Consider the following 19,685-nt stretch of genomic DNA (forward strand, 5'->3'; position numbering starts at 1 on the left):
TCGCTTTTGGTCCGCTCAGGCGTTCGTTCCGCCGTCGGCGGCGGCCTCCTCCGGGCGGTCGTCGTCGGGGTCCTCGCTCACGTCGTCGTCCGACGTGTCTGTGTCCGATGCGTCGTCGTCCGGTGCGTCGGCGTCGCCCTGGCGGGCGTGGAACTCCTCGGGCGTGTCGGGGACGCGCTCGAACTCGCCGAAGTCACGCTCGTGGTGGCGGATCACCTGCTCGGCGATCCAGCCGGAGTACTCGTCGTCGAAACACCAGTCGTCGTCCGACGGGTCGACGTCGAAGCGCTCGTCGGTCGCGAACGCGACGTACATGTGATAGAAGCCCAAGATCACGTCCGCGAAGTCACGTGCCTTTCCGCCGACCTCCGTCCGCTTTTCGGCGAGGTGGTCGTGGCCCTCGTCGGTGAGCGCGAAGTACTTTCGGTCCGGCTCGTCCTCGCGCTCGATCCGTTCGGCGTACCCCTCCTCCTCGAACTTGTAGAGGATGGGGTAGACGGAGCCGTAGGACGGCTCCCAGTGGCCCCCGCTGATGTCGGTGATCTCCTTGAGGATCTCGTAGCCGTACCGCGGCTTCTCCTCGAGGAGTTCCAGCACGATGTACGAGATGAGACCACGCGGGGGGCCGCTTTTCCGCATTACCCGAGGGTTTCGCCGTCGCTCACTAAGGGTTTCGGTCCCCGAAACCCGTACTGACTTACCAGTCAGTAGGTCTCGCGGGCGATCTGTGTTTACGCGGTTTCGAACGCGCGTGAACGTCGGCGGGAGGCGTTCGCCTCGGTCGGCCTCGCCTCTCCTGTGGGCGGCTCGGCCCGGAGACCTCGTCGTTCACGAGACCGCAGATCTCGTGAGCGCACAAATCGCGGCGCGATTTGTGAACGCCGTTTTTCGAGGCCTCCCTTCGGTCGGCCTCGCCTCTCACGCCTCCCGTCGCAGCCGCGCGACGACGAACTCGCGCTCCAACTCGCCGAGGAACTCGCCCAGCCGCGGCCCCTGCGTCTCGTCGAAGAACAGCCGGTAGCCGGCCGCGAAGAAGTCGCTCACCTCCACGTCGTGGCGGCGGGCGGTCTCGTAGATCTCTCCCTGGACAGCCTCGCCGTCGTGTCCCTCGGCGACGAAGTCGGCGAGGTCGTCGAGGGCCGCTTCCACGTCCGCCTCGAACTCGTGCTCGGGTAACTCCGACTGGAGCCGGTAGTTGTACTCGTTGTCGCAGCGCTCGGCCCACCGGCGGGCGCGTTCGACGCGACCGAGGGCGTCCTCGATGGCCCACTCGGGCGTGTCCTCGGTGAAGTGCCCCTCGTCGCGCGCGAGCTGGACCCGGAACTCGCGGTCGTCGACCATGCCCAGCACCGCGGCGAAGGTGTACGGCAGGCGAACGCGCCCCTCGCGCACCTCGTCGACGACGAACGGGTACGCCCGCTCGGCGACCGCCGCGAACCGCTCGTCGGGGTCCTCGTCGCCGAAGTACGCCCGCTCGAAGCGATCGAACTCGTTGACGAGCTGATCCAGCCGCTCGATGTCGAAGTCCTTCGCCTTCCTCGGATTGCGCGCGAAGAAGTAGCGCAACACCTCCGGCTCGATGAGGTCCAGCACCTCCTGAACGGTGACGACGTGTCCCTCCGACGACGAGAGCGACTCGCCGTTGAGGGTGAACCACTCGTACACCATCGGGACGGGCGGCTCGTTCCCGAGCACGTTCCGCGCGATGTCGACGCCGCTGGGCCAGGAGCCCTCGGCGTGGTCCTTCCCGAACGGCTCGAAGTCGACCCCGAGCACCGCCCACTGGGCGGGCCACTCGAAGCGCCACGGGAGCTTCCCCTCGCGGAACGAGGCGACGCCCTCGTGCCCGCACCCCTCCATGAACCGGTCGCCGGCCTCGATACCCGAACAGCGGTAGTGAACTTCGCGGGCGTCCACGTCGACCTCGGTCACGTCCTGCGTGAGCATGCCGCACTCCGAGCACTGCGGCATGAAGGGAACGTAGTCCTCGTCGACCTTGTCCTGATACTCGCCGAGCGTCTCGCGGGCGGCGTCGGCGTTGCGCAGCACCCGCTCGACCACGTCGTCGAAGGCTCCCTCGGCGTACAGGTCCGTGTTCGACACCATCTCGACGGGGATGCCGAGCGCCTCGGCGTCGGCCGCCAGCAGCGCCGCGAAGTGGGCGGCGTAGGAGTCGTGCCCGTCCTCGAACGGGTCGGGGATGTCGGTGTACGGTTTCCCGAGGTTCTGGCCGAGCGCGCCGGCGTTCACGTCGCCCAACTCGACGATGTCGCCGTCGGTGTCCGCGAGCTTCCGGGGGAGCTTCCGGAGGGCGTCCCTGTCGTCGCTGGTGAACACCTGCCGGACCTCGTGGCCACGCTCGCGCAGCACCGCGGCGACGAAGTAGCCGCGGATGATCTCGTTGAAGTTGCCGATGTGGGCGATGCCGGAGGGGGAGACGCCGCCCTTGATGACGACCGGCTCGTCGGGGCCGCGCGCCTCGATTTCATCCGCGATCTCGTCGGCCCAGAAAGCGTGATGCGCGTCGCCGTCGCCGTCGCCCTCGCCGCCGCGGCTCCCCACGGCGTGCGGGTCGACGGTCGGTCCGTCGCCCACGGCCCCGCGTTCGTCCTCGCTACTCATCGCTGTGCCCAGTACGACAGCTCCTCCCCGCCGGCGGGAACCACGTCTGTCCCGGTATGTTCGCCGTACAGTACCGCGTTCTCGACCGCCTCAGGGTCGTGGCCGTCGAGGACGACCGTCCGCATTCCGGCGCGCTGGATAAGCTTCGCCGCCAGCAGATCGACCGGAGCGGAGGCGCCGGCGTCCCGGCTCATCGGGACGATGACCTCGACGAGCTCCTCGGGAGTCATCTCGGCGAACTGCTCGGCCGTCTCGTCGACGTTCGGGTCGGCGTCGTAGATCCCGTCCGCGCCCGTCGCGTACACGAGCAGGTCGGCGTCGGTGTACTCTCCGAGCGCGGCGGCGACGGCGTCGGTCGTCTGCCCCGGCGTGACGCCGCCCATCACGGACACGTCGCCGCGGCGGATGGCGTCGGCCGCCTCGTCGTAGTCGTGTGCCGGTGACGGGTCCACGGAGGGGCCGAGTGCTGTGATCAACAGTCGGGCGTTCACCCGCGTCACGTCGATGCCGAGCTGGTCGAGTTGGACCTCGTTGGCGTCCAACTCCCGCGCTGCCCCGATGTAGTCGCGGGCGACGCCGCCGCCGCCGACGACGATCCCCAGCTCACATCCCTCGCCGACCAGACGCTCGATGGCGTTCGCGTACGCCGCCACCCGCTCCGGATCGAGTTCCGGCGCGAGGACGCTCCCGCCGAGCGACAGGACTACTCTCATTGCACCCGCTTACCCCCGTTTCGCTCTTAAGGCTCCCGGAGCGATCCCGGCACGGTACCGACTGTCAGGCCCCGAGCCGGTCGAACCGGAGTCGAGCCGAAGGCCTAAGCCGGTCGCTCGCCCTCTCTGTGACATGCGCACGCTCTCGCTCGTCGGCCCCGGGACGGCCGACCTCCTCGCGCCGCTGTCGGCGGAACTCGACGGTCGGGTGGTGACCGTTCGACGCGACGACGCCGGCGCGACCGGCACAGCGCCCGACGACCGCGCCCTTGCGGCGCCCGACGACGCGCCCGGCGACGCGGGCGCGGCGTACAGCCTCGCCGCCGACGGCGCCTGGACAGGTGCGGGCGCCGGCGCGGACTTCGAGACGCTCATCGACCGGCTCGCGCCCGACTTCGACTACGCGCTCGTCGCGGGGTTCTCGCGGCTGCGACTCCCGACGGTCGTCGTCGGCGACGAGTCGGTCCCCGGCGACGTGATCGACCGCGTCGACGAGGCGTCCGACCTCGATCTCGACGACCTCGTCGACGCCGTCGAGACGGCCGAACCGTACGTCACGCTCGAGAGGCTCGTCGACGAGGCGAAAGCCAGCGAGGAGGCCGACCGCGCGGGAGCGATCGCGACGTTCACCGGTCGCGTCCGCGCGAAGAACTCGCCGGATGACGACCGGACGGAGGCGCTGACGTTCGAGAAGTACGAGGGTGTCGCCGCCGATCGGATGGCCCGAATCGAGCGCGAACTGACCGAACGTGCGGGCGTCTTCGACGTACGGATGCACCACCGCGTCGGCACCGTCGCCGACGGCGAGGACATCGTCTTCGTGGTCGTGCTCGCGGGCCACCGGACGGAGGCGTTCCGGACCGTCGAGGACGGGATCAACCGCCTCAAAGACGAGGTGCCTATCTTCAAGAAGGAGACCACCGAGTCCGAGGAGTTCTGGGTCCACGAGCGCTCTCAGTGACCCCGTCGGCCGTGCGTCGCCACCGCGGGAGAGCGTGCCGGGTATTTATTTCAATTATTAGAAGTAGAAATGATAGTTATACGAACCGACTCGACGGTCGTCTGCCTGACCCGGAACTGGGGCTTGAAAGAAGAGTATAAACGGTTTAACGGATTCTCGAACGGTTGTAAAACGTTCGACCCGACTCGTTTCACGGCAGAACTCTCCTGAACGGACCCGAATCACCCTCAACGGACTGGACTTTATATGCCCCATCGGGTTCGTAGACAGAGTCGAGGTGACACAATGAGCGCAACCGTACAACCCTCCGACACCGACCGCGCCTCGACCGACACCCCTTCCAAGGAGGATCGTCTCGCGACGTTCCTGCGCGAGAAGGCCGAGGACGGCGAGCTCTACTTCAAGAGCAAGTTCATCGCCGACGAGGTCGGCCTCTCGCCGAAGGAGATCGGCGCCCTGATGGTGAAACTCAAGGACTCCGCGTGCGGGCTCTCCATCGAGAAGTGGTCGTACACGTCCGCGACCACGTGGCGTATCGAACCGGCTAACTGACGAGGCGTACTCGACACTCCCGATCGGTACGGTGACGCACGGGCGGTCCCCGTTTCGGTCCCCGATTCACCTGGTCCCCGCCCGACTCGTTCGCGTCCGCCGCCCGTTCTCCACGTCGCCCCCATCCCGTCAGTCATATCTCGCCGGCGGCGTCTCTGGCGCCGAGGACTTATCCCCGTTCGCAGCGAACATCCGTCGATGAGTGAGGCGGCCGCAGCCGATCCCCCCCGTCCCCCCGAACTCGACGCCGTCTTCCACTGTTCGGAGGTCAGACGCGACGGCGATCGGATCCTCTACTACGGAGTCAGCGACGTCGGCGAGCGCGAGCTCGTTCGTCGCGTCTGGCCCGCGTTCCGCGAGGCCGGCTACGAGGTGCAGGTCGTCACCACCGACAGCGGCCTCGACGTCGTGGTCGCCAGCCCCTACTCGGACGGGATCGACGGAGTCCCGTGGCTCAACGTCGCGCTGTTCGTCGCGACGGTGGTGTCGACGCTGCTCGTCGGCGCGATCGCGTGGTACTACGTCCCCATCCCGGTGATTCGAGAGACACCGCTCGCCGTGCTACAGGCATGGCCCTTCACGGCGGCCGTCCTCGGCGTGTTGTTGACACACGAGCTCGGCCACTACGCGCTGGGTCGCTATCACGGCGTCGACGTGTCGCTGCCGTACGTCATCCCGTTCATCCTCCCGTTCGGAACGATGGGAGCGATCATCCGCATGCGCGGACAGATGCCCGACCGGGAGGCGCTGTTCGACATCGGCGTCGCCGGCCCGCTCGCGGGGCTCGCCGCCACGATCGTCGTCACCGTGGTCGGGCTCCTGCTGGGTCCGTTCACGGTCCCGCAGTCGGTGCTCGGCGGCGGCGGGCAGGTCATCATCTTCAACAACCCGCCGCTGTTGGACCTGATCGCCGCGGCGCTGAACCAGCCGACCGGCTACACCGACCCGACGAAGACGGCCCATCCGGTGATCATGGGGGCGTGGGTCGGGATGTTCTTCACCGTGCTCAACCTCCTCCCTGTCGGGCAGCTCGACGGGGGACACATCGTCCGCGCGATGGTCGGACGGCGCCAGGAGACGCTCGCGGCGTTCGTGCCTACCGCGCTGTTCGGCATCTCCGCGTACCTCTACTTCGTTCGCGACCTGGGGCTCAACGAGTCGGTCGGACTGTGGGCGTTCTGGGGGCTGTTCTCGGCGTTCATCGCCTACCGTGGCCCGGCGAACCCGATCGATGACTCGGCGCTCGGTCCGAGGCGCATCGCCGTCGGCGTGCTCACGTTCGCGCTGGGGCTGCTGTGCTTCATGCTCGTCCCGATTCAGGTGACGACGCTGTGAGTCGAGGCGGGCGGAACGCGTCCCCCGCTCAGTCGCCCGCGTGTTCGTAGCCCCGATCGGGGAGCGGTTCGCCGTCCATCTCGACGCCATCCCAGGTCACGTTCCCGATCACGGAGATCGGCGTCGGCGAGGCCGCCTTCGCCGCCTCGACGTCGTCGCTCGCGAGCGTGAACACCAACTCGAAGTCCTCGCCGAAGAACAACGCCGCGTTCCGGCGTGCTTCCGTGTCGTCGAACAGCTCGGGTATCGCGTCGGCGACCGGAACGTACGACTCGGTGATGTCCATCCCGAGATCGCTCACGTCGCTCGCCCCGACGAGTTGGTGGAGCGACCGCGCGAGCCCGTCGCTGGAGTCCATCATCGCCGTCGCGTACGGACGGAGCGCCACTCCGGCCGCGACGCGGGGGGTGAACCTGAACAGTTCGTTCCCTCGCTCGTGGTCCCCGGTCTCGAACGCACGGACCGCTGCGGCGCTCCGGCCGAGCGCGCCGGTCACACAGACGGCGTCGCCGCGCCCGGCGCCGCCGCGTCGGATCGGGTCGTCGGTCCGACCGAGGGCGGTCGTGGCGACGGTGAACTCGTCGTGGCCGTCGAGGTCGCCGCCGACGTACTCGCCGTCGACCGCCTCACACACCTCCCGGGCGCCGCGCACGAAATCGTGCACTTCGTCGGGGTCGAACCGCGGCGCTCCGTAGGCCGCGACGGCGGCCTCCGCGTCCGCGCCCATCGCGGCCACGTCCGATAGCGACGCCCCGACCGCCCGCCACCCGGCGGTGTAGCGGTCGACGCCGGCGGGGAAGTCAGTCGTCTCGTGGAGCATGTCGGTCGTGAGCACCCGGTCGCCGACGACGGCGCAGTCGTCGCCCGCGCCCGGGAGCGTGTCGGCCAGCCGGGCGAGCGCCTCGCGTTCGTCCATCGAGGTCCCGTTTCCGCGCCGACACCTACGGTGTTTCCCTTCGAGATGCCCGCGTCGTCGACCTCAGTCCGGAGTCGCACCCCCGCGTCCTCACGGTTTCGGAGGCTTGAAGCGGTCGCCGGGCGACCGTCGCGACATGGACTCGGACCAGCTACGCGCCACGGTCGTCGGGTTCCTCGGCGCGTTCGCGGTCCTCGGCGTGCTCCTGTATCTCGTCGGCGTCGGCGACCTCCTCGGCGTGCTCCGGCGGGCCTCCCTCGAGACGGTCGGGCTCGTCGTGCTCGTCACGCTCGGGTGGCTCGTCGCCTGGTCGGTCGCGCTCAGAACCGTGCTCGGCGTGCTCGGCATCCGGCTGTCGGTATGGCGGTCGTTTCTCGTGTTCAACGGCGCGATGTTCTCCAACAACGTCACGCCGTTCGGGCAGGCAGGGGGCGAACCCGTCACCGCGCTGCTCATCGCGAAGGTGGCCGACACGGAGTACGAGCGCGGCCTCGCCGCGATCGCGAGCGTCGACACGCTCAATTTCGTTCCCTCCATCACGCTCGCGCTCGTCGGCGCGGCGTACTTCGCCACCGAGACGACGTTCGGCACCCGCCTCCAGCTGGCGACGGGCGTCGTCGTCGCGCTCGCGTTGCTCGTCCCCGGACTCGTCTACCTCGGGTGGCGCAACCGCTACGCCCTCGAGACGCGCGTCGTCGGCGCCGTCGTCCCGCTGATCCGCCGCGTCGCGAATGTTCTCCCGGTGTTCTCCGCGCCGAGCGAGGAGTCGGTCGAGTCGCGGATCGGCCACTTCTTCGGCGCCATCGAGCGCGTCGCCACCGACCGCACCGGTATCGTGATCTCGCTGGCGGCGTCGACGCTCGGCTGGGTCCTCCAGATGGTCGCCCTCTATCTCGCGTTTCTGGCGATCGGCCAGCCCGTCCCGTTCTCGGCGATGCTGTTCGTCGTGCCGATGGGCGCGATCGCGGGCGTCACGCCCCTCCCGGGCGGCGCGGGCGGCATCGAGGCGGTGCTCGTGGCCGTGCTCGCAGCGCTCCCGTCGGTGTCGGTCTCCGCGACGGCGGCGCTGGGTGCCGTTGTCATCTACCGCGGTGCGGTCTACTGGGTCCCGGTGATCATCGGCGGCGTGGTCGTGAGCGTGATCGGTGCCGACAGCGTCGGGTGAGGGTCCGAATCGACGATCGCGATCCTCCGTTGACCCATCGCACGCGAGGGGCGATACGACGGCTTTAAACGGAACGACGGAGAATTCGTCCGTATGGTTACCCTCTACGACGTCCCGGCGGCGGACCTCAACGACGAGGTCGCCGCTCGACTGGAGGATCGCATCGAGCAGCCGGAGTGGGTGCAGTTCACCAAGTCCGGACAGAGCCGAGAGCTCCCGCCCCAGCAGGAGGACTTCTGGTTCCGCCGGGCGGCCTCGCTGCTGCGCAAGGTCGCCGACCGCGGCCCCGTCGGCGTCGAGCGCCTCGCCACCGAGTACGGCGGCGCCAAGCACGGCTCGAACCGCTACGTCGTCTCTCCCCCGAACCACGAGGGCGGCTCCCGGAAGATCATCCGCGTCGCGCTCCAGCAGCTGGAGGAGGAGGGACTCGTCGAGACCGCACAGGGCGAGGGCCGTCGCGTCACCGACGATGGTCGCTCGTTCCTCGACGACGTCGCCGGCGACGTGCTCGAGGAACTCGACCGCCCCGAGCTCGAGCGCTACGCGTAACCGACCGGGTACGCCGACGAGTTCTCCGATCTCCGCGCCGCCAGCGACGGCGCCGTCGCCGGTACCCCGCCGGATAGCGCCGTGCTCTCGGCACCCACAATCGTTTTGGCCGCTCGGCGGCAACCTTGACTCGACATGAGCGAGACCCCCGACGACGAGCGCCTGGAGGAACTGCGCGAGCAGAAGCTGCAGGAGCTTCAGGATCAAGCGCAGGGACAGGGAGACGCGGAGACACAGCAGGCCGCCCAAGAGCAGGCGGAGCGCCAGCAGGAGGCGATGCTCAAGCAGCACCTCACCGACGGCGCGCGCCAGCGGCTCAACGCCGTCGAGATGAGCAAGCCCGACTTCGCCGCGAAGGTGAAACAGCAGGTCACGGCGTTGGCGCGCAGCGGCCGGGTGAACGGCCGCATCGACGAGGACCAGATGAAGGAGCTGCTGCGCGAGCTGCAGCCGGACCAGAAGAGTTTCGACATCCGGCGCCGCTGACGCACGCGTGGATCTCGCGCTCTGCTACAGCGGCGGGAAGGACTCCTCGCTCGCCGCGCTCGTCCTCGATCGCTTCTACGACGTGACGCTCGTCACCGCTCACTTCGGCGTCACGGACGACCACGAACACGCCCGCCGAGCCGCGGAGGCGCTCGGCTTCCCGTTCGAGACGCACGACCTCGACCGCGAGGTCGCCCTGGAGGCCGTCGAGACGATGCGCGCGGATGGCTTCCCCCGCAACGGGATCCAGCGCGTCCACGAACACGCGCTGGAGTCGGTCGCCTCCCGCGATGTGGACGCCGTCGCCGACGGCACCCGCCGCGACGACCGCGTTCCCTCGATCTCCCGGGCGTTCGCCCAGTCGCTGGAGGACCGCCACGGCGTCGACTACATCTCCCCCCTCTCGGGGTTCGGCCGCGGCGCCGTCGACCGCCTCGTCGACGCCACGCTCGACGTGGAGTCGGGGCCCTCCGAGGAGGTGCCGAAGGCCGACTACGAGGGCGAACTCCGCGTCCTCCTCCGCGAGGAGGCCGGCGACGACGCGGTCGCCGAGGTGTTCCCAGCGCACGAGCAGACGTACGTGCGCGGGACGCGCTGAGTCGTCCGCGAGGTCGCGGAGGCGCCGAGCGCCCCTCCGATGACGCGACCCGACGGCGACGAACCACGGGGTTAAACTCCCGGACGCGTGAGGTCCCGGTAATGCCAACGTACGACCGCCTGAAGGGGTTCCGCGACTTCTATCCCCCCGAGATGGCCGTCCGCCGCGAGGTGACCGACACGCTGGAGTCGGTCGCGCGCGGGTACGGCTTCCGCGAGATCGACACGCCCCGGCTGGAGCCGGCGGAGATGTGGACGGACAAGTCCGGCGACGACATCGTCGACGAGCTGTACGCCTTCGAGGACCACGGCGGCCGCCACGTCACGCTCGCGCCGGAGCTGACGCCGACGGTCGCGCGGATGTACGCCGCGAAGGCCCAGGAGCTGTCCAAGCCGGTGAAGTGGGTCTCGACGCGCCCGTTCTGGCGCTACGAGGCCGTCCAGCAGGGCCGCTTCCGCGAGTTCTATCAGACGAACGTCGACGTCTTCGGGTCGGCCGAACCGGAGGCGGACGCCGAGGTGCTCGCGACCGCGGCCGACGCGCTCACCGAACTCGGCCTGTCGGCCGACGACTTCGAGTTCCGCGTCAGCCACCGCGACATCCTCGGGTCGCTGCTGTGCTCCTTTGACGGGGACGTCGACGTGCGCGCGGCGATCCGCGCGGTCGACAAATCCGAGAAGGTCGACGAGGCGGAGTACCTCGACCTGCTCAACGACGCAGGCCTCGGGTTCGACGAGGCGCGGGAGTTCGACGACCTGCTCGGCGTCGACGACCCCGCCGACCTCGACGAACTCACCGACTTCGCGCCCGGCTCCGAGGGCCTCGCGGACGCGGTCGACAACCTCCGGGCCGTCCTCGCGGCGGCCGACGACCTCGGCGTCGGCGAGCACTGCGACCTCTCGCTTCGCACCGCTCGCGGGCTCGACTACTACACCGGCGCCGTCTTCGAGTGTTTCGACGCGACCGGCGAGATCGGTCGCTCAGTCTTCGGCGGCGGTCGCTACGACGACCTCATCGAGGAGTTCGGCGGCCAGCCCACGCCCGCCGTCGGCGTCGCCCCCGGGCACGCGCCGCTCGGGCTCCTCCTGGAGCGCGCGGGCGTCGCCCCCGACGCGGCCATCGAGACGGACTACTACGTGCTGCAGGTGGGCGACACCCGAGCGACGGCCGCCCGGATCGCTCGCGACCTCCGGAGCCGCGGCCACGTCGTCGAGTCCGACGTATCGGATCGGAGCTTCGGCGCGCAGCTCAACTACGCCGACTCGATCAACGCCGAGACGGTCGTCATCGTCGGCGAGCAGGACCTCGCGAACGACGAGGTGACGCTGAAGGACATGGCCTCCGGCGACCAGACGACCGCGCCGGTCGATGAGTTCCCGGGCGGGGTCGACCGCCCGACGTTCGACGACTTCGGGTAATGGCGATCCGCCGGGCGTACCGCGTCGCCTACGACGGCCGCCCGTTCTTCGGCTTCCAGCGCCAGCCGGACGTGCCGACCGTCGAGGACACGCTGCTGGACGCGCTCCGGGCGCTCGACGTCATCGCGCACGACGCCGACACCCCGGCGGGATACGCCGCCGCCGGCCGCACCGACCGCGGCGTCTCGGCCGTCCGTCAGACCGTCGCCTTCGACGCGCCCGAGTGGCTCACGCCGCGGGCGTTCTCCAGTGAACTCCCGGCCGGCGTTCGGGTGTGGGCCGCCGCCGACGTGTCCGCCGACTTCCACGCGACCCACAATGCCGCCCGGCGGACGTACCGGTATCACCTCCACGCGCCTGGGGCGGACCGCGACCGCGCCCGCGACGCCGCCGCGGCGCTTTCGGGCGAGCACGACGTCCACAACCTCACGAGCGATCCGCGCGGGTCGAAGACCCGACGCGACCTCTCGGTCTCGGTCGATTTCGGGGCCGGCGCAGCGGCCGGCGACGCCGCCGGCGATTTCCTGACGCTCACGGTCGCAGCGGGAGGGTTCCCACGCGAGTTCGTCCGCCGACTCGCGACGGTCGTCCGCGGCGTCGCCGTCGACGACACCGGCCTCGACCGCGTCGACGAGGTGCTCGGGGACGAACCGCTGTCGGGGGCAGGGGGTGTCGGCCCCGCCGCGCCCGAGCCGCTCGTGCTCGTCGGCGTAGACTACCCCGGCGTCGAGTTCGAGCCGGACCCGGAGGCGGTCGCGACGCTCCGGGAGGTGTTCTCCGAGCGCCGCGTCGACGCGCTCGCCCGGGGTCGAGTGTTCGACGACGTGCTCGCCGCGGCGTCGGAGTGACCGTCGCTCACTCCCACTCTTCGGGCCACAGCCCCGCCGCCCGCATTCCCGGCTCGAAGTCGGCCTCGCGGAACGCCTCCTCCAGTTCGTACGGATCGAGGACCGGAACCTCGGTCGCCTCGTCCGCCAACTCGCGGACCATGAGCGCCGCGAGGACGCCGTGCTCGCGGATGCACCGGTCGTCCACCTTGTCTCGAGTGTCGGCGTGGGTGTGGCCCCACCCGCGGCCGCGCTCGCCGGAGTCGGAGTGCAGTTGGAGCGCCGCCGTCCCGCGCCGGACGAACGGCCACTGGTCGGAGAACGGGTGCGGCTCCTCGCGCACGTCGACCGGTTGGTGCGTCCGCTCCCCCACGCGGCGCGCGACCCGCGCGGTCGCCTCGGAGGTGTGCGTCATCGCGACGAGATCCCGGAAGCGACCGGCTCCGTCGAGATTGACGACGGCCTTCACCCCGTCCAGATCCGTCGTCTCGGCGAGGTGATCCGAGCCGAGCAGCCCCGTCTCCTCACAGCCGACGGCGGCGAACCGGACGCCGATGTCGAGGTCGGCGGCCGCGAGCACCCGCGCGGCCGCAAGCAGCGTCGCGACGCCGCAGCCGTTGTCCAGCGCCCCCTCCGAGATGTCGTGGCCGTCGTAGTGCGCGAGGACGAGCACGGACTCGTCGGTCGTCGGTCCCGTGCGTGCGAGCACGTTCTGTGACTCGCCGGGCACCGTCTCGGCGTCGACCGACAGCTCGGCCTCCCCGCCCCCGTTCGCGTACTCCGTGAGCCACGCGCCCGTCTCCGTGCTCACGCCCACCGCCGGGATCGACGCCTCCTCCCCGAAGGTGAGCGACCCCGTTGGCGGCAGTTGTCCGGGGACGTGGTTGACGAAGACGAACCCGTCCGCGCCCGCCTCCGCGGCGGTGCCGAACTTCTCCATCCGGTGGATGAACCGTGAATCGCCCGGCGTCGTCGTCGATGCGACGGCGATCTTCCCCTCTACGTCGACTGCCGCGATCTCCTCGGGCGTACCGTACCCCACGTCGACGAGGTCGCCCGACACCTCGCCCGCGGGGCTGTACGGCAGCGCGATGGCGTCGAACGCGCGGTCGGCGGGCTCGGTGAGCCGCAGCGTCGTGTCGCCGCGGCGCCACTCGGTCGCGCCGAACTTCTGTCGTCGAACGCGGTCGAGTCCGATCTCCTCGAACGCGTCGGCGACGAGATCCGCCGCGCGGGCCTCGCCCTCGCTTGCCCCCATCCGACCGCCAAGCGCCGTCAGCTCGGTGATGAACTCCCACGGCGCGGTGTCGGTCCAGGCGCGCCCGACCGCCGCGGCGAGGTCGTCGTCGAGATCCATGACGACAGGATCGCTCAGTTGTGGCAAAAACCCGCGGGTGGATGGCTGCACGGCACGCTGCCGGGCGAGCACCCGAGCTCGTCGACCGGCCAAGCGCCGATCCAGTGACCGACACGCCCAGTAGTTGAGACCAGTCGTCTCAATGCATATGGATCGTCGTCGAGAAGAAACAAGGACGGTCAGTCGTCGTCGCCGCGGTAGGCGTCGCCACCGCGCTTGGTGATCGTAAGCACGTAGAGGACTTGTTCACTCCGAGCAGCACGACACCCAAGACGAAACGGGCCAATTCGGAGCTTCTGGTGTGGTGCAGCTTCAAGCGGGTCGAGATAATCCATCGGTTACGCCACTGATCCGTGACGATCGCGTCCAGTTTGGAACTGATTCGATCTTGAGCGTATTCGTCGAGGCCGTCGAACTGTCGGTCTGCTGTATCGGTGAGCTCCCAGTCCTATTCGTCACTCATCGTCGCTGTTCCCGGCCAGGCCGCGATCCGCCTTCACGTCGTCGCTCGCTCGCGTGTTCCCCTCCTGAATGTCGACTTCGCTCGCGAGCATCGCCTTCAGGTCCGCTCGGTTGAAATCGGGATGCTTGATCGCGTCGCGAAGTACGTCACGGATGAACTCGCTCCGACTGTTGTATCCTTCCTCTTTCCAAGTCCCGTCAACATCGGTGAGGAACGTCTCCGTCATCCGGATATTGACCGTCGTTTTCTCCGGAGATCCAGCTTCTGCCGTACCGTTGTGTTGAATTTGTATAGCAATGACGGTTACGCACAGCCCACCACACCAACAGTGGACCGAGGTGACTTGACCGGATGAGTTCTAGAATAATATCTCAGCTGCTCAGTATGGATGCGTGTCGAATACTCCTTAATAATGATTGTATTAGTATGACTATACTCATTTAATATTCTGGGGTGTTGTTTTCGATATCGATAATTGATAGACAGTATTTAATATACAAGATTGCTAAATAGCTACCAGACCCATGACTATTACCAATAACATTTGGAATAGTGAAAAAATTATAAATATTTCGACACCTTTGTTCGGGATTGTAATCCGTTTGATCCTGTCAACTCTGCCCTCCAATCAGGTCGCGCTAAGTGAACCTCTTAAGGAGGTGTGAATATGTTGGAAAAACTGAAAATTGACAGTCTCGATCTCGGACCGAAACTCATCCTCGCGTTCGTCCTCATTGCCGCTCTGGTTGCCATCACCGGGGCGATCGGATATACCTCGGTTGCCACCGTTGACGAACAAGCACACATTATTGCGGAAGATGGACATAAGATGGACGCGTCCGCAGAACTGGTTGTTGCCATCGAGCAGCAACAGGGTGCGATACAGGCCGCCCAACTCGGTGACGAAAACGCACAGCAACAATTCGAGGAGGCAAATCAACTTTTCAACGAACAGGCACAGCGCCTCGAAGAAACGGAGTTGAGCCCACAGCAAGAAGAACAGTTCTCAACCCTCAAATCGCAACACGAGGAGTACAATACGCTTGGTAGCGAGTTCTTCGAAGCACAACAAGACGGTGACACGGAACTCGCTGCTCAGAAAGCCGACGAAATGAAGTCACTATCATCCCCAATGGAGGAAGACGCGCACTCCATTGAGCAATCAGCAAAAGCAGATCTGGAATCTCAAGTCGAGATTGCCGATAGCACGACACAGACGGCGCAAATGGAGATTATTGGACTCACCATGGGTGCGTTTGTCTTCGCCATCGTCATCGGTCTGTTTGTTGCCAGGCGCATCACGTCTCCCGTCACGCAACTCTCTGAAGCTGCCATTGCCGCCAGTAACGGCAACCTCGATACAGAGCTTGAGGAGCACGCTGAAAGTGACGAACTCGGCCGCATGGTTGATGCCTTCAAAGAGATGCAAGCGAATCTGCGAGGTGTCTTCAGCGAACTCGATGCTGTGAGCCAGAATCTTGGAACCGGAGAACTTGAACGGGATATCGAGACGAATTACCCTGGCACGTATGGAGAGGTCATGGAACGTCTCAATTCGGGCACCGGCCAGCTCACCGCTAGTTTCGACGAGATTCAACGAGCGAGTGAGGGACTCAAAACTGGCGACCTCGACAAACGGCTCCAGACTGACTACCCTGGTCAATATGGTGCGGTCTTACAGAATCTCGACGAAGGGCTCCAGAAAATGAGCGAGAGCGTCAAATCTGTGCAGGAGGTCGCGGACAAAGTCGCCACCTCCAGCGAGGACGTTGCGAGCAGCACAGAAGAGATCGAGCAGGCCAGTGAGGAAGTCGCTGACTCAGTTGAAGAAATCTCGCACGGCGCGGAGAATCAAAGCGAGAGCTTGCAAGAAGTCGCCGGCGAAATGAACGACATGTCAGCAACTGTCGAAGAGATTGCCTCCTCATCAGAAGAAGTCGCAGCAACAGCGACAACCGCCGTCGAGCGGAGTGAAACGGGTCAAACGTATGCTGCTGAAGCGACTGAAGAAATTGAAGCAATCGAAGTCCAAGCAGACGAGACGACGACGCGCGTGGAAACGCTCGACGAGAAGATGGAGGAGATCGGGGAGATCGTCGAAATGATTACCGAGATAGCTGACCAGACGAATCTGCTCGCATTGAACGCCTCGATTGAGGCCGCTCGTGCGGGCGAGGCTGGTGAAGGGTTCGCCGTTGTTGCAGATGAAATCAAAGGCCTTGCGGAGGAAGTCGCCGATGCGACGACCGATATCGAACAGCGCATTAATGCAATTCAGGCGACGACAACAGAGACTGTCGAGGGGATGGAGGCGATGAGTGAGCGCGTCGAGCGTGGGTCAGACACGATCGAAGATGCGATCGAGATGTTCGACGAAATCGCTAATGCTGTTGGAGAGGCAGAGTCGGGTATTCGAGAGATCAGCGACGCGACTGACGATCAGGCAGCCTCGTCAGAAGAAGTCGTTGCGATGGTGGATGAGGTGTCGAGTGTGAGCCAGCAGACCGCGGCAGAAGCGAGCAACGTCTCCGCTGCTACTGAAGAACAGACTACGTCGCTCTCGGAGGTTTCTGAGAACGTCCAGGATCTCTCGCAACTTTCAGAGACGCTTCACGACCAGGTCTCGATGTTCAACATTCGTGGTGACGGAACTGTCGGAGGAGTCAGCGCGACTGATCCCGCGGGCCAACCGGCAGTCCAGGCAGACGGGGGAAGGTCTTCCACGCCAGAGGACGGGTCGGGCTCATCTCTCTGAGGAAAATAAGAAAATGAGCGACTCACGCACACCGAACGCTGTACAGCGGCGAAGTGACGCACTCGAACGAGTATCCGACGGCATCGTGGCTCTGGATCACGACCTCCGGTACACGTACGTTAACAAGCGAGCGACAGAGTTCCTCGACACTGACGCTGAGTCACTTCTCGGCGAGTACGTTTGGGACGCCTTTCCAAACCCCGAGGGAACCAAAGCACAAGACGCGATCGAGCAAGCGAACGAAACCGGACAAATGACCTCCTTCGAACGGTACAACGACGCGCTGGAAACGTGGTGGGAGGTCAGAGTCCATCCCGACGACACGGGTGTTACTGTTTTCTTCAAAGATATTACTGAAAGAAAAGAACGCCTATACGAACTGAAACGGGCAGACACGTTGTTCCAGAACGCGCAAGACGGACTGTTCGTCATTGACGTCGAAGATGATGGAGAGACGTTTCGCGTCAATCAGGTCAACCCTGCATACGAGAGTTATACGGGCGCTCTGGCTGGCGAAATCCAGGGAAAAACGATCCGTGAAATCACCGACGAGACGGACAGCGATGCGATCCGCGAGAAATGCAGAGAGTGTGTACACGGACGAACGTCCATTGAGTACGAAGAATATCTCTCAGTATTCAACAGTGGGCCGTGGTGGGAAACGAGACTCGCACCGGTAATCGTCGACGAGGAGGTGACGCAAATCGTCGGATCGACGCGAAACATCACTGACCGCAAGGAGCGCGAAAAAGAACTTCGTCGAAAGACGCGCGCGCTTGACAACGCGCCCATTGGGATCTCAATCACTGATCCGTCACAGGAGGATAACCCGATGAGCTATGTGAATGAAGCATTCACCGAAATTACCGGGTACGACGAAGACGAAGCAGTCGGGCGGAACTGTCGGTTTCTTCAGGGCGAGGGAACCGACCCCAAACAGGTTGCAACCATCCGTAACGGGATTGAAAACATCGAGCCGGTCGAGACGATATTGCAAAACTATCGTAAGGACGGTACCGCATTCTGGAACCAATTATCAATCGCCCCGGTCAGAGACAAAGACGGTGAACTGGAGAGCTTCGTCGGCTTCCAGAAGGACATCACCGACCGGAAAGAGCGCGAACGACGCCTGCAAACGCACGAGCTCGTCGTGCAGGCGATGAACGAAGTCGCATTCCTGATCAACGAGGACAAGCGAATCCAGTTTGCCAACGATGCGGCACTCTATTTTGCAGACGTGCCCCTGGAGGCGATCAAGGGGGTCCCGATTGAATCGGTCACCGAGGAGATGGCTGCACCTGACGAAGAGCCGCAACGGTTTGTGGACGCGATCGACTCATTCTTAGAGGACGAGGAACCCGATGTCGGCGAGTGGGTTCGAGAACCTGACGGGTCGGAGACGTTAAGTCTCGAATTTGACCTCTCGTTAGAATCGGTCGGGGTGGTATGTGCCGAGCAACGGTTCGTTCCGGTGAAACTCTACGATGGCGAACGAGGTGTCGCGGTCATTTCGAGGGACGTTACCGCGCGCAGGGAGAAAGAGGAAGAAATCCAGACGCATCTGGAGCAAGCCCAAGAAGTCGGGAACGTGGGGAGTTGGCATCTGGATATTGACACCAGCGATCTGCAGTGGTCGGACGAATGTTATCGGCTCTTCGGCTTAGAACCGGGAACGCCGATGACGTATGAACGGTTCCTGGAGAGGGTTCATCCCGATGACCGCGAGAAAATTGACGAAGCGTGGAGTGAAGCACTAGAAGAGGGCAGCTATGACATTAAGCATCGAATCGTGGTAGACGGCAAGACACGATGGGTGCAGGAAACAGCCAAGGTTGAATTCGGGTGTGACGGAGAGCCAGAGAGCGGTATGGGCGTTGTCCGAGACATTACAGAACAGGTCCAGCGGACCCGCGAGATACACGCGCAGAAAGAGCGGTACAAGTCGTTATTTAATAGCGTCAGCGGCGCGGTCGTAGTCACGGATATCGATGGCACGATTACGACGTGCAACCCGGGCTTTGCCGACCTGTTCGGGTACGAGAGTGACGACATCAAGGGAAATCACCTCAGCACGATCACAGACGAGAGTACAGATGTGGAGCGACTGCTTGAGACGACAGACACCTCCCAGGAAGCACTCATCCGTACTTTCGAAAAAAAGTCGGGACAGGTCTTCCCGAGTGAGACACGGAGTTCGCCGCTTCGAACGCATAATGGTGATATCGATGGATATGTGGTACACATAATTGATGTTTCTGAGGAACAAGCAAACCGCGAGCAACTGCAAGTTCTCAGCCGTGTCTTCCGGCACAATATAAAGAATGATATGAATGTCATCCTAGGGCATGCCGAACTCATCGAACAGCAAGGGCCAAATACAGTATTGTCCAACGCTGAGAAAATACGCAAAAAATCCCGAGACTTCATTGAGGTGGCGAAGAATCAACATCGAATCACGACACTGCTGACCAAGAACACTGACACCGTCGATGTGGACTTGGCACCGACAATTAGTGAAACTGTCTCAGAGGTGCAGACGCAATACCCTGATGCGAGATTACAGACGGACCTGGATCGCGACTGTCAGGTGAGTACCACGCCTGAGATTACTGAAGCGATTCGGGAATTGGTAGAGAATGCGATTATTCATTCGGAGCGGGAACACCCGAGAGTTGATATCCACCTCCGAGGCACAGGGACAATGACTGAACTGACGGTACGAGACGATGGACCAGGAATTCCAGAACAAGAATGGAACGTGTTGACAGCAGACGGCGAGATCAATCCGTTAAACCATGGGACAGGACTCGGCCTGTGGTTCGTCAATCAGGTTGTTCGCCGTTCGAACGGAACGATGTCGTTTGACACGAACGACTCGGGAGGGACTACGGTGACTGTTCGTCTTCCCACGGGCTAGTTCTCTGCCCTGCTTAGTGAGCCCTCTGTACGAGCAGTTGGACGAATACTT

At 64.8% G+C, this 19,685-nt stretch carries 17 protein-coding genes; 11 read left to right on the top strand and 6 right to left on the bottom strand.

The genetic code is table 11. From position 1 onward, the window contains the following. Positions 1–15: 15 nt before the first annotated feature. From K6T25_RS08310 to pyrH, 3 genes are all read right to left on the bottom strand, one after another. Positions 16–639, bottom strand: coding sequence for a PadR family transcriptional regulator (locus K6T25_RS08310; protein ID WP_222913123.1), 624 nt, complete (start codon positions 637–639; stop codon positions 16–18). Between the two features lie 279 nt (positions 640–918). Beyond that, positions 919–2,622 carry a lysine--tRNA ligase gene (gene lysS / locus K6T25_RS08315; protein ID WP_222913125.1) on the bottom strand — a complete coding sequence of 568 codons (1,704 nt, stop codon included), beginning with the start codon at positions 2,620–2,622 and terminating at the stop codon, positions 919–921. Further along, positions 2,619–3,335, bottom strand: coding sequence for a UMP kinase (pyrH, locus tag K6T25_RS08320; RefSeq protein WP_222913126.1), 717 nt, complete (start codon positions 3,333–3,335; stop codon positions 2,619–2,621). Before pyrH ends, lysS begins: the two co-directional genes overlap by 4 nt. Before the next feature lie 133 nt (positions 3,336–3,468). Between pyrH and K6T25_RS08325 the strand changes: the two genes are divergently transcribed. The 3 genes from K6T25_RS08325 to K6T25_RS08335 all read left to right on the top strand — a co-directional run bounded on the left by K6T25_RS08325 (position 3,469) and on the right by K6T25_RS08335 (position 6,183). Then, complete coding sequence (locus K6T25_RS08325) at positions 3,469–4,296, top strand: molybdopterin synthase (protein ID WP_222913128.1); 828 nt, start codon at positions 3,469–3,471, stop codon at positions 4,294–4,296. A gap of 285 nt (positions 4,297–4,581) precedes the next feature. Beyond that, positions 4,582–4,848, top strand: coding sequence for a DUF7123 family protein (locus K6T25_RS08330; protein WP_222913130.1), 267 nt, complete (start codon positions 4,582–4,584; stop codon positions 4,846–4,848). Positions 4,849–5,046: 198 nt separating this feature from the next. Next, complete coding sequence (locus tag K6T25_RS08335) at positions 5,047–6,183, top strand: site-2 protease family protein (RefSeq protein WP_222913133.1); 1,137 nt, start codon at positions 5,047–5,049, stop codon at positions 6,181–6,183. 28 nt (positions 6,184–6,211) lie between these two features. Here K6T25_RS08335 and thiL read toward each other — a convergent pair whose 3' ends face one another. Next, positions 6,212–7,099, bottom strand: coding sequence for a thiamine-phosphate kinase (gene thiL, locus K6T25_RS08340; RefSeq protein WP_222913135.1), 888 nt, complete (start codon positions 7,097–7,099; stop codon positions 6,212–6,214). Between the two features lie 136 nt (positions 7,100–7,235). On the opposite strand from thiL, the gene K6T25_RS08345 reads away from it, so the two are divergent. From K6T25_RS08345 to truA, 6 genes are all read left to right on the top strand, one after another. Further along, entirely contained in the window at positions 7,236–8,264 is a 1,029-nt protein-coding gene (locus tag K6T25_RS08345; protein ID WP_222913137.1) for a lysylphosphatidylglycerol synthase transmembrane domain-containing protein, read from the top strand. Positions 8,265–8,357: 93 nt separating this feature from the next. Next, positions 8,358–8,813, top strand: a complete 456-nt coding sequence (locus tag K6T25_RS08350) for a 30S ribosomal protein S19e (protein ID WP_222913139.1) — start codon at positions 8,358–8,360, stop codon at positions 8,811–8,813. A gap of 135 nt (positions 8,814–8,948) precedes the next feature. Then, positions 8,949–9,299, top strand: coding sequence for a DNA-binding protein (locus tag K6T25_RS08355; RefSeq protein ID WP_222913141.1), 351 nt, complete (start codon positions 8,949–8,951; stop codon positions 9,297–9,299). Between the two features lie 7 nt (positions 9,300–9,306). Then, positions 9,307–9,897, top strand: coding sequence for a DUF7411 family protein (locus K6T25_RS08360; RefSeq protein WP_222913143.1), 591 nt, complete (start codon positions 9,307–9,309; stop codon positions 9,895–9,897). A gap of 101 nt (positions 9,898–9,998) precedes the next feature. Then, positions 9,999–11,315 carry a histidine--tRNA ligase gene (gene hisS / locus K6T25_RS08365; protein ID WP_222913145.1) on the top strand — a complete coding sequence of 439 codons (1,317 nt, stop codon included), beginning with the start codon at positions 9,999–10,001 and terminating at the stop codon, positions 11,313–11,315. Beyond that, a complete protein-coding gene (gene truA / locus K6T25_RS08370; RefSeq protein WP_222913147.1) occupies positions 11,315–12,163 on the top strand; it encodes a tRNA pseudouridine(38-40) synthase TruA in 849 nt (282 codons plus the stop codon). Before hisS ends, truA begins: the two co-directional genes overlap by 1 nt. A 7-nt stretch (positions 12,164–12,170) precedes the next feature. Here the strand turns inward: truA and K6T25_RS08375 are convergent, their stop codons facing one another. After that, entirely contained in the window at positions 12,171–13,499 is a 1,329-nt protein-coding gene (locus K6T25_RS08375; RefSeq protein WP_222913149.1) for a M28 family peptidase, read from the bottom strand. A gap of 455 nt (positions 13,500–13,954) precedes the next feature. Next, the gene (locus K6T25_RS08380; RefSeq protein ID WP_222913151.1) at positions 13,955–14,188 is read right to left on the bottom strand and encodes a CopG family ribbon-helix-helix protein; all 234 of its coding nucleotides are present in this window, start codon (positions 14,186–14,188) and stop codon (positions 13,955–13,957) included. A 441-nt stretch (positions 14,189–14,629) separates the two neighbouring features. Between K6T25_RS08380 and K6T25_RS08385 the strand changes: the two genes are divergently transcribed. Together K6T25_RS08385 and K6T25_RS08390 are read left to right on the top strand one after the other, a co-directional pair. Continuing rightward, on the top strand, positions 14,630–16,717 hold the full coding sequence (locus tag K6T25_RS08385; protein ID WP_222913153.1) for a HAMP domain-containing methyl-accepting chemotaxis protein: 2,088 nt from the start codon (positions 14,630–14,632) through the stop codon (positions 16,715–16,717). 13 nt (positions 16,718–16,730) lie between these two features. Next, the gene (locus tag K6T25_RS08390) at positions 16,731–19,634 is read left to right on the top strand and encodes a PAS domain S-box protein (RefSeq protein ID WP_222913155.1); all 2,904 of its coding nucleotides are present in this window, start codon (positions 16,731–16,733) and stop codon (positions 19,632–19,634) included. Positions 19,635–19,685 lie beyond the last annotated feature (51 nt).

Source organism: Halobaculum rubrum (genome assembly GCF_019880225.1).
Classification (GTDB): domain Archaea; phylum Halobacteriota; class Halobacteria; order Halobacteriales; family Haloferacaceae; genus Halobaculum; species Halobaculum rubrum.

What these genes read in the sequence shown, in the direction of transcription:
- K6T25_RS08310 (WP_222913123.1), bottom strand. Translation starts at nt 639, where the DNA reads ATGCGGAAAAGCGGCCCCCCGCGTGGTCTCATCTCGTACATCGTGCTG.
- K6T25_RS08345 (WP_222913137.1), top strand. Translation starts at nt 7,236, where the DNA reads ATGGACTCGGACCAGCTACGCGCCACGGTCGTCGGGTTCCTCGGCGCG.
- K6T25_RS08375 (WP_222913149.1), bottom strand. Translation starts at nt 13,499, where the DNA reads ATGGATCTCGACGACGACCTCGCCGCGGCGGTCGGGCGCGCCTGGACC.
- lysS (WP_222913125.1), bottom strand. Translation starts at nt 2,622, where the DNA reads ATGAGTAGCGAGGACGAACGCGGGGCCGTGGGCGACGGACCGACCGTC.
- thiL (WP_222913135.1), bottom strand. Translation starts at nt 7,099, where the DNA reads ATGGACGAACGCGAGGCGCTCGCCCGGCTGGCCGACACGCTCCCGGGC.
- hisS (WP_222913145.1), top strand. Translation starts at nt 9,999, where the DNA reads ATGCCAACGTACGACCGCCTGAAGGGGTTCCGCGACTTCTATCCCCCC.
- pyrH (WP_222913126.1), bottom strand. Translation starts at nt 3,335, where the DNA reads ATGAGAGTAGTCCTGTCGCTCGGCGGGAGCGTCCTCGCGCCGGAACTC.
- K6T25_RS08390 (WP_222913155.1), top strand. Translation starts at nt 16,731, where the DNA reads ATGAGCGACTCACGCACACCGAACGCTGTACAGCGGCGAAGTGACGCA.
- K6T25_RS08335 (WP_222913133.1), top strand. Translation starts at nt 5,047, where the DNA reads ATGAGTGAGGCGGCCGCAGCCGATCCCCCCCGTCCCCCCGAACTCGAC.
- K6T25_RS08325 (WP_222913128.1), top strand. Translation starts at nt 3,469, where the DNA reads ATGCGCACGCTCTCGCTCGTCGGCCCCGGGACGGCCGACCTCCTCGCG.
- K6T25_RS08330 (WP_222913130.1), top strand. Translation starts at nt 4,582, where the DNA reads ATGAGCGCAACCGTACAACCCTCCGACACCGACCGCGCCTCGACCGAC.
- K6T25_RS08385 (WP_222913153.1), top strand. Translation starts at nt 14,630, where the DNA reads ATGTTGGAAAAACTGAAAATTGACAGTCTCGATCTCGGACCGAAACTC.
- K6T25_RS08355 (WP_222913141.1), top strand. Translation starts at nt 8,949, where the DNA reads ATGAGCGAGACCCCCGACGACGAGCGCCTGGAGGAACTGCGCGAGCAG.
- K6T25_RS08350 (WP_222913139.1), top strand. Translation starts at nt 8,358, where the DNA reads ATGGTTACCCTCTACGACGTCCCGGCGGCGGACCTCAACGACGAGGTC.
- truA (WP_222913147.1), top strand. Translation starts at nt 11,315, where the DNA reads ATGGCGATCCGCCGGGCGTACCGCGTCGCCTACGACGGCCGCCCGTTC.
- K6T25_RS08380 (WP_222913151.1), bottom strand. Translation starts at nt 14,188, where the DNA reads ATGACGGAGACGTTCCTCACCGATGTTGACGGGACTTGGAAAGAGGAA.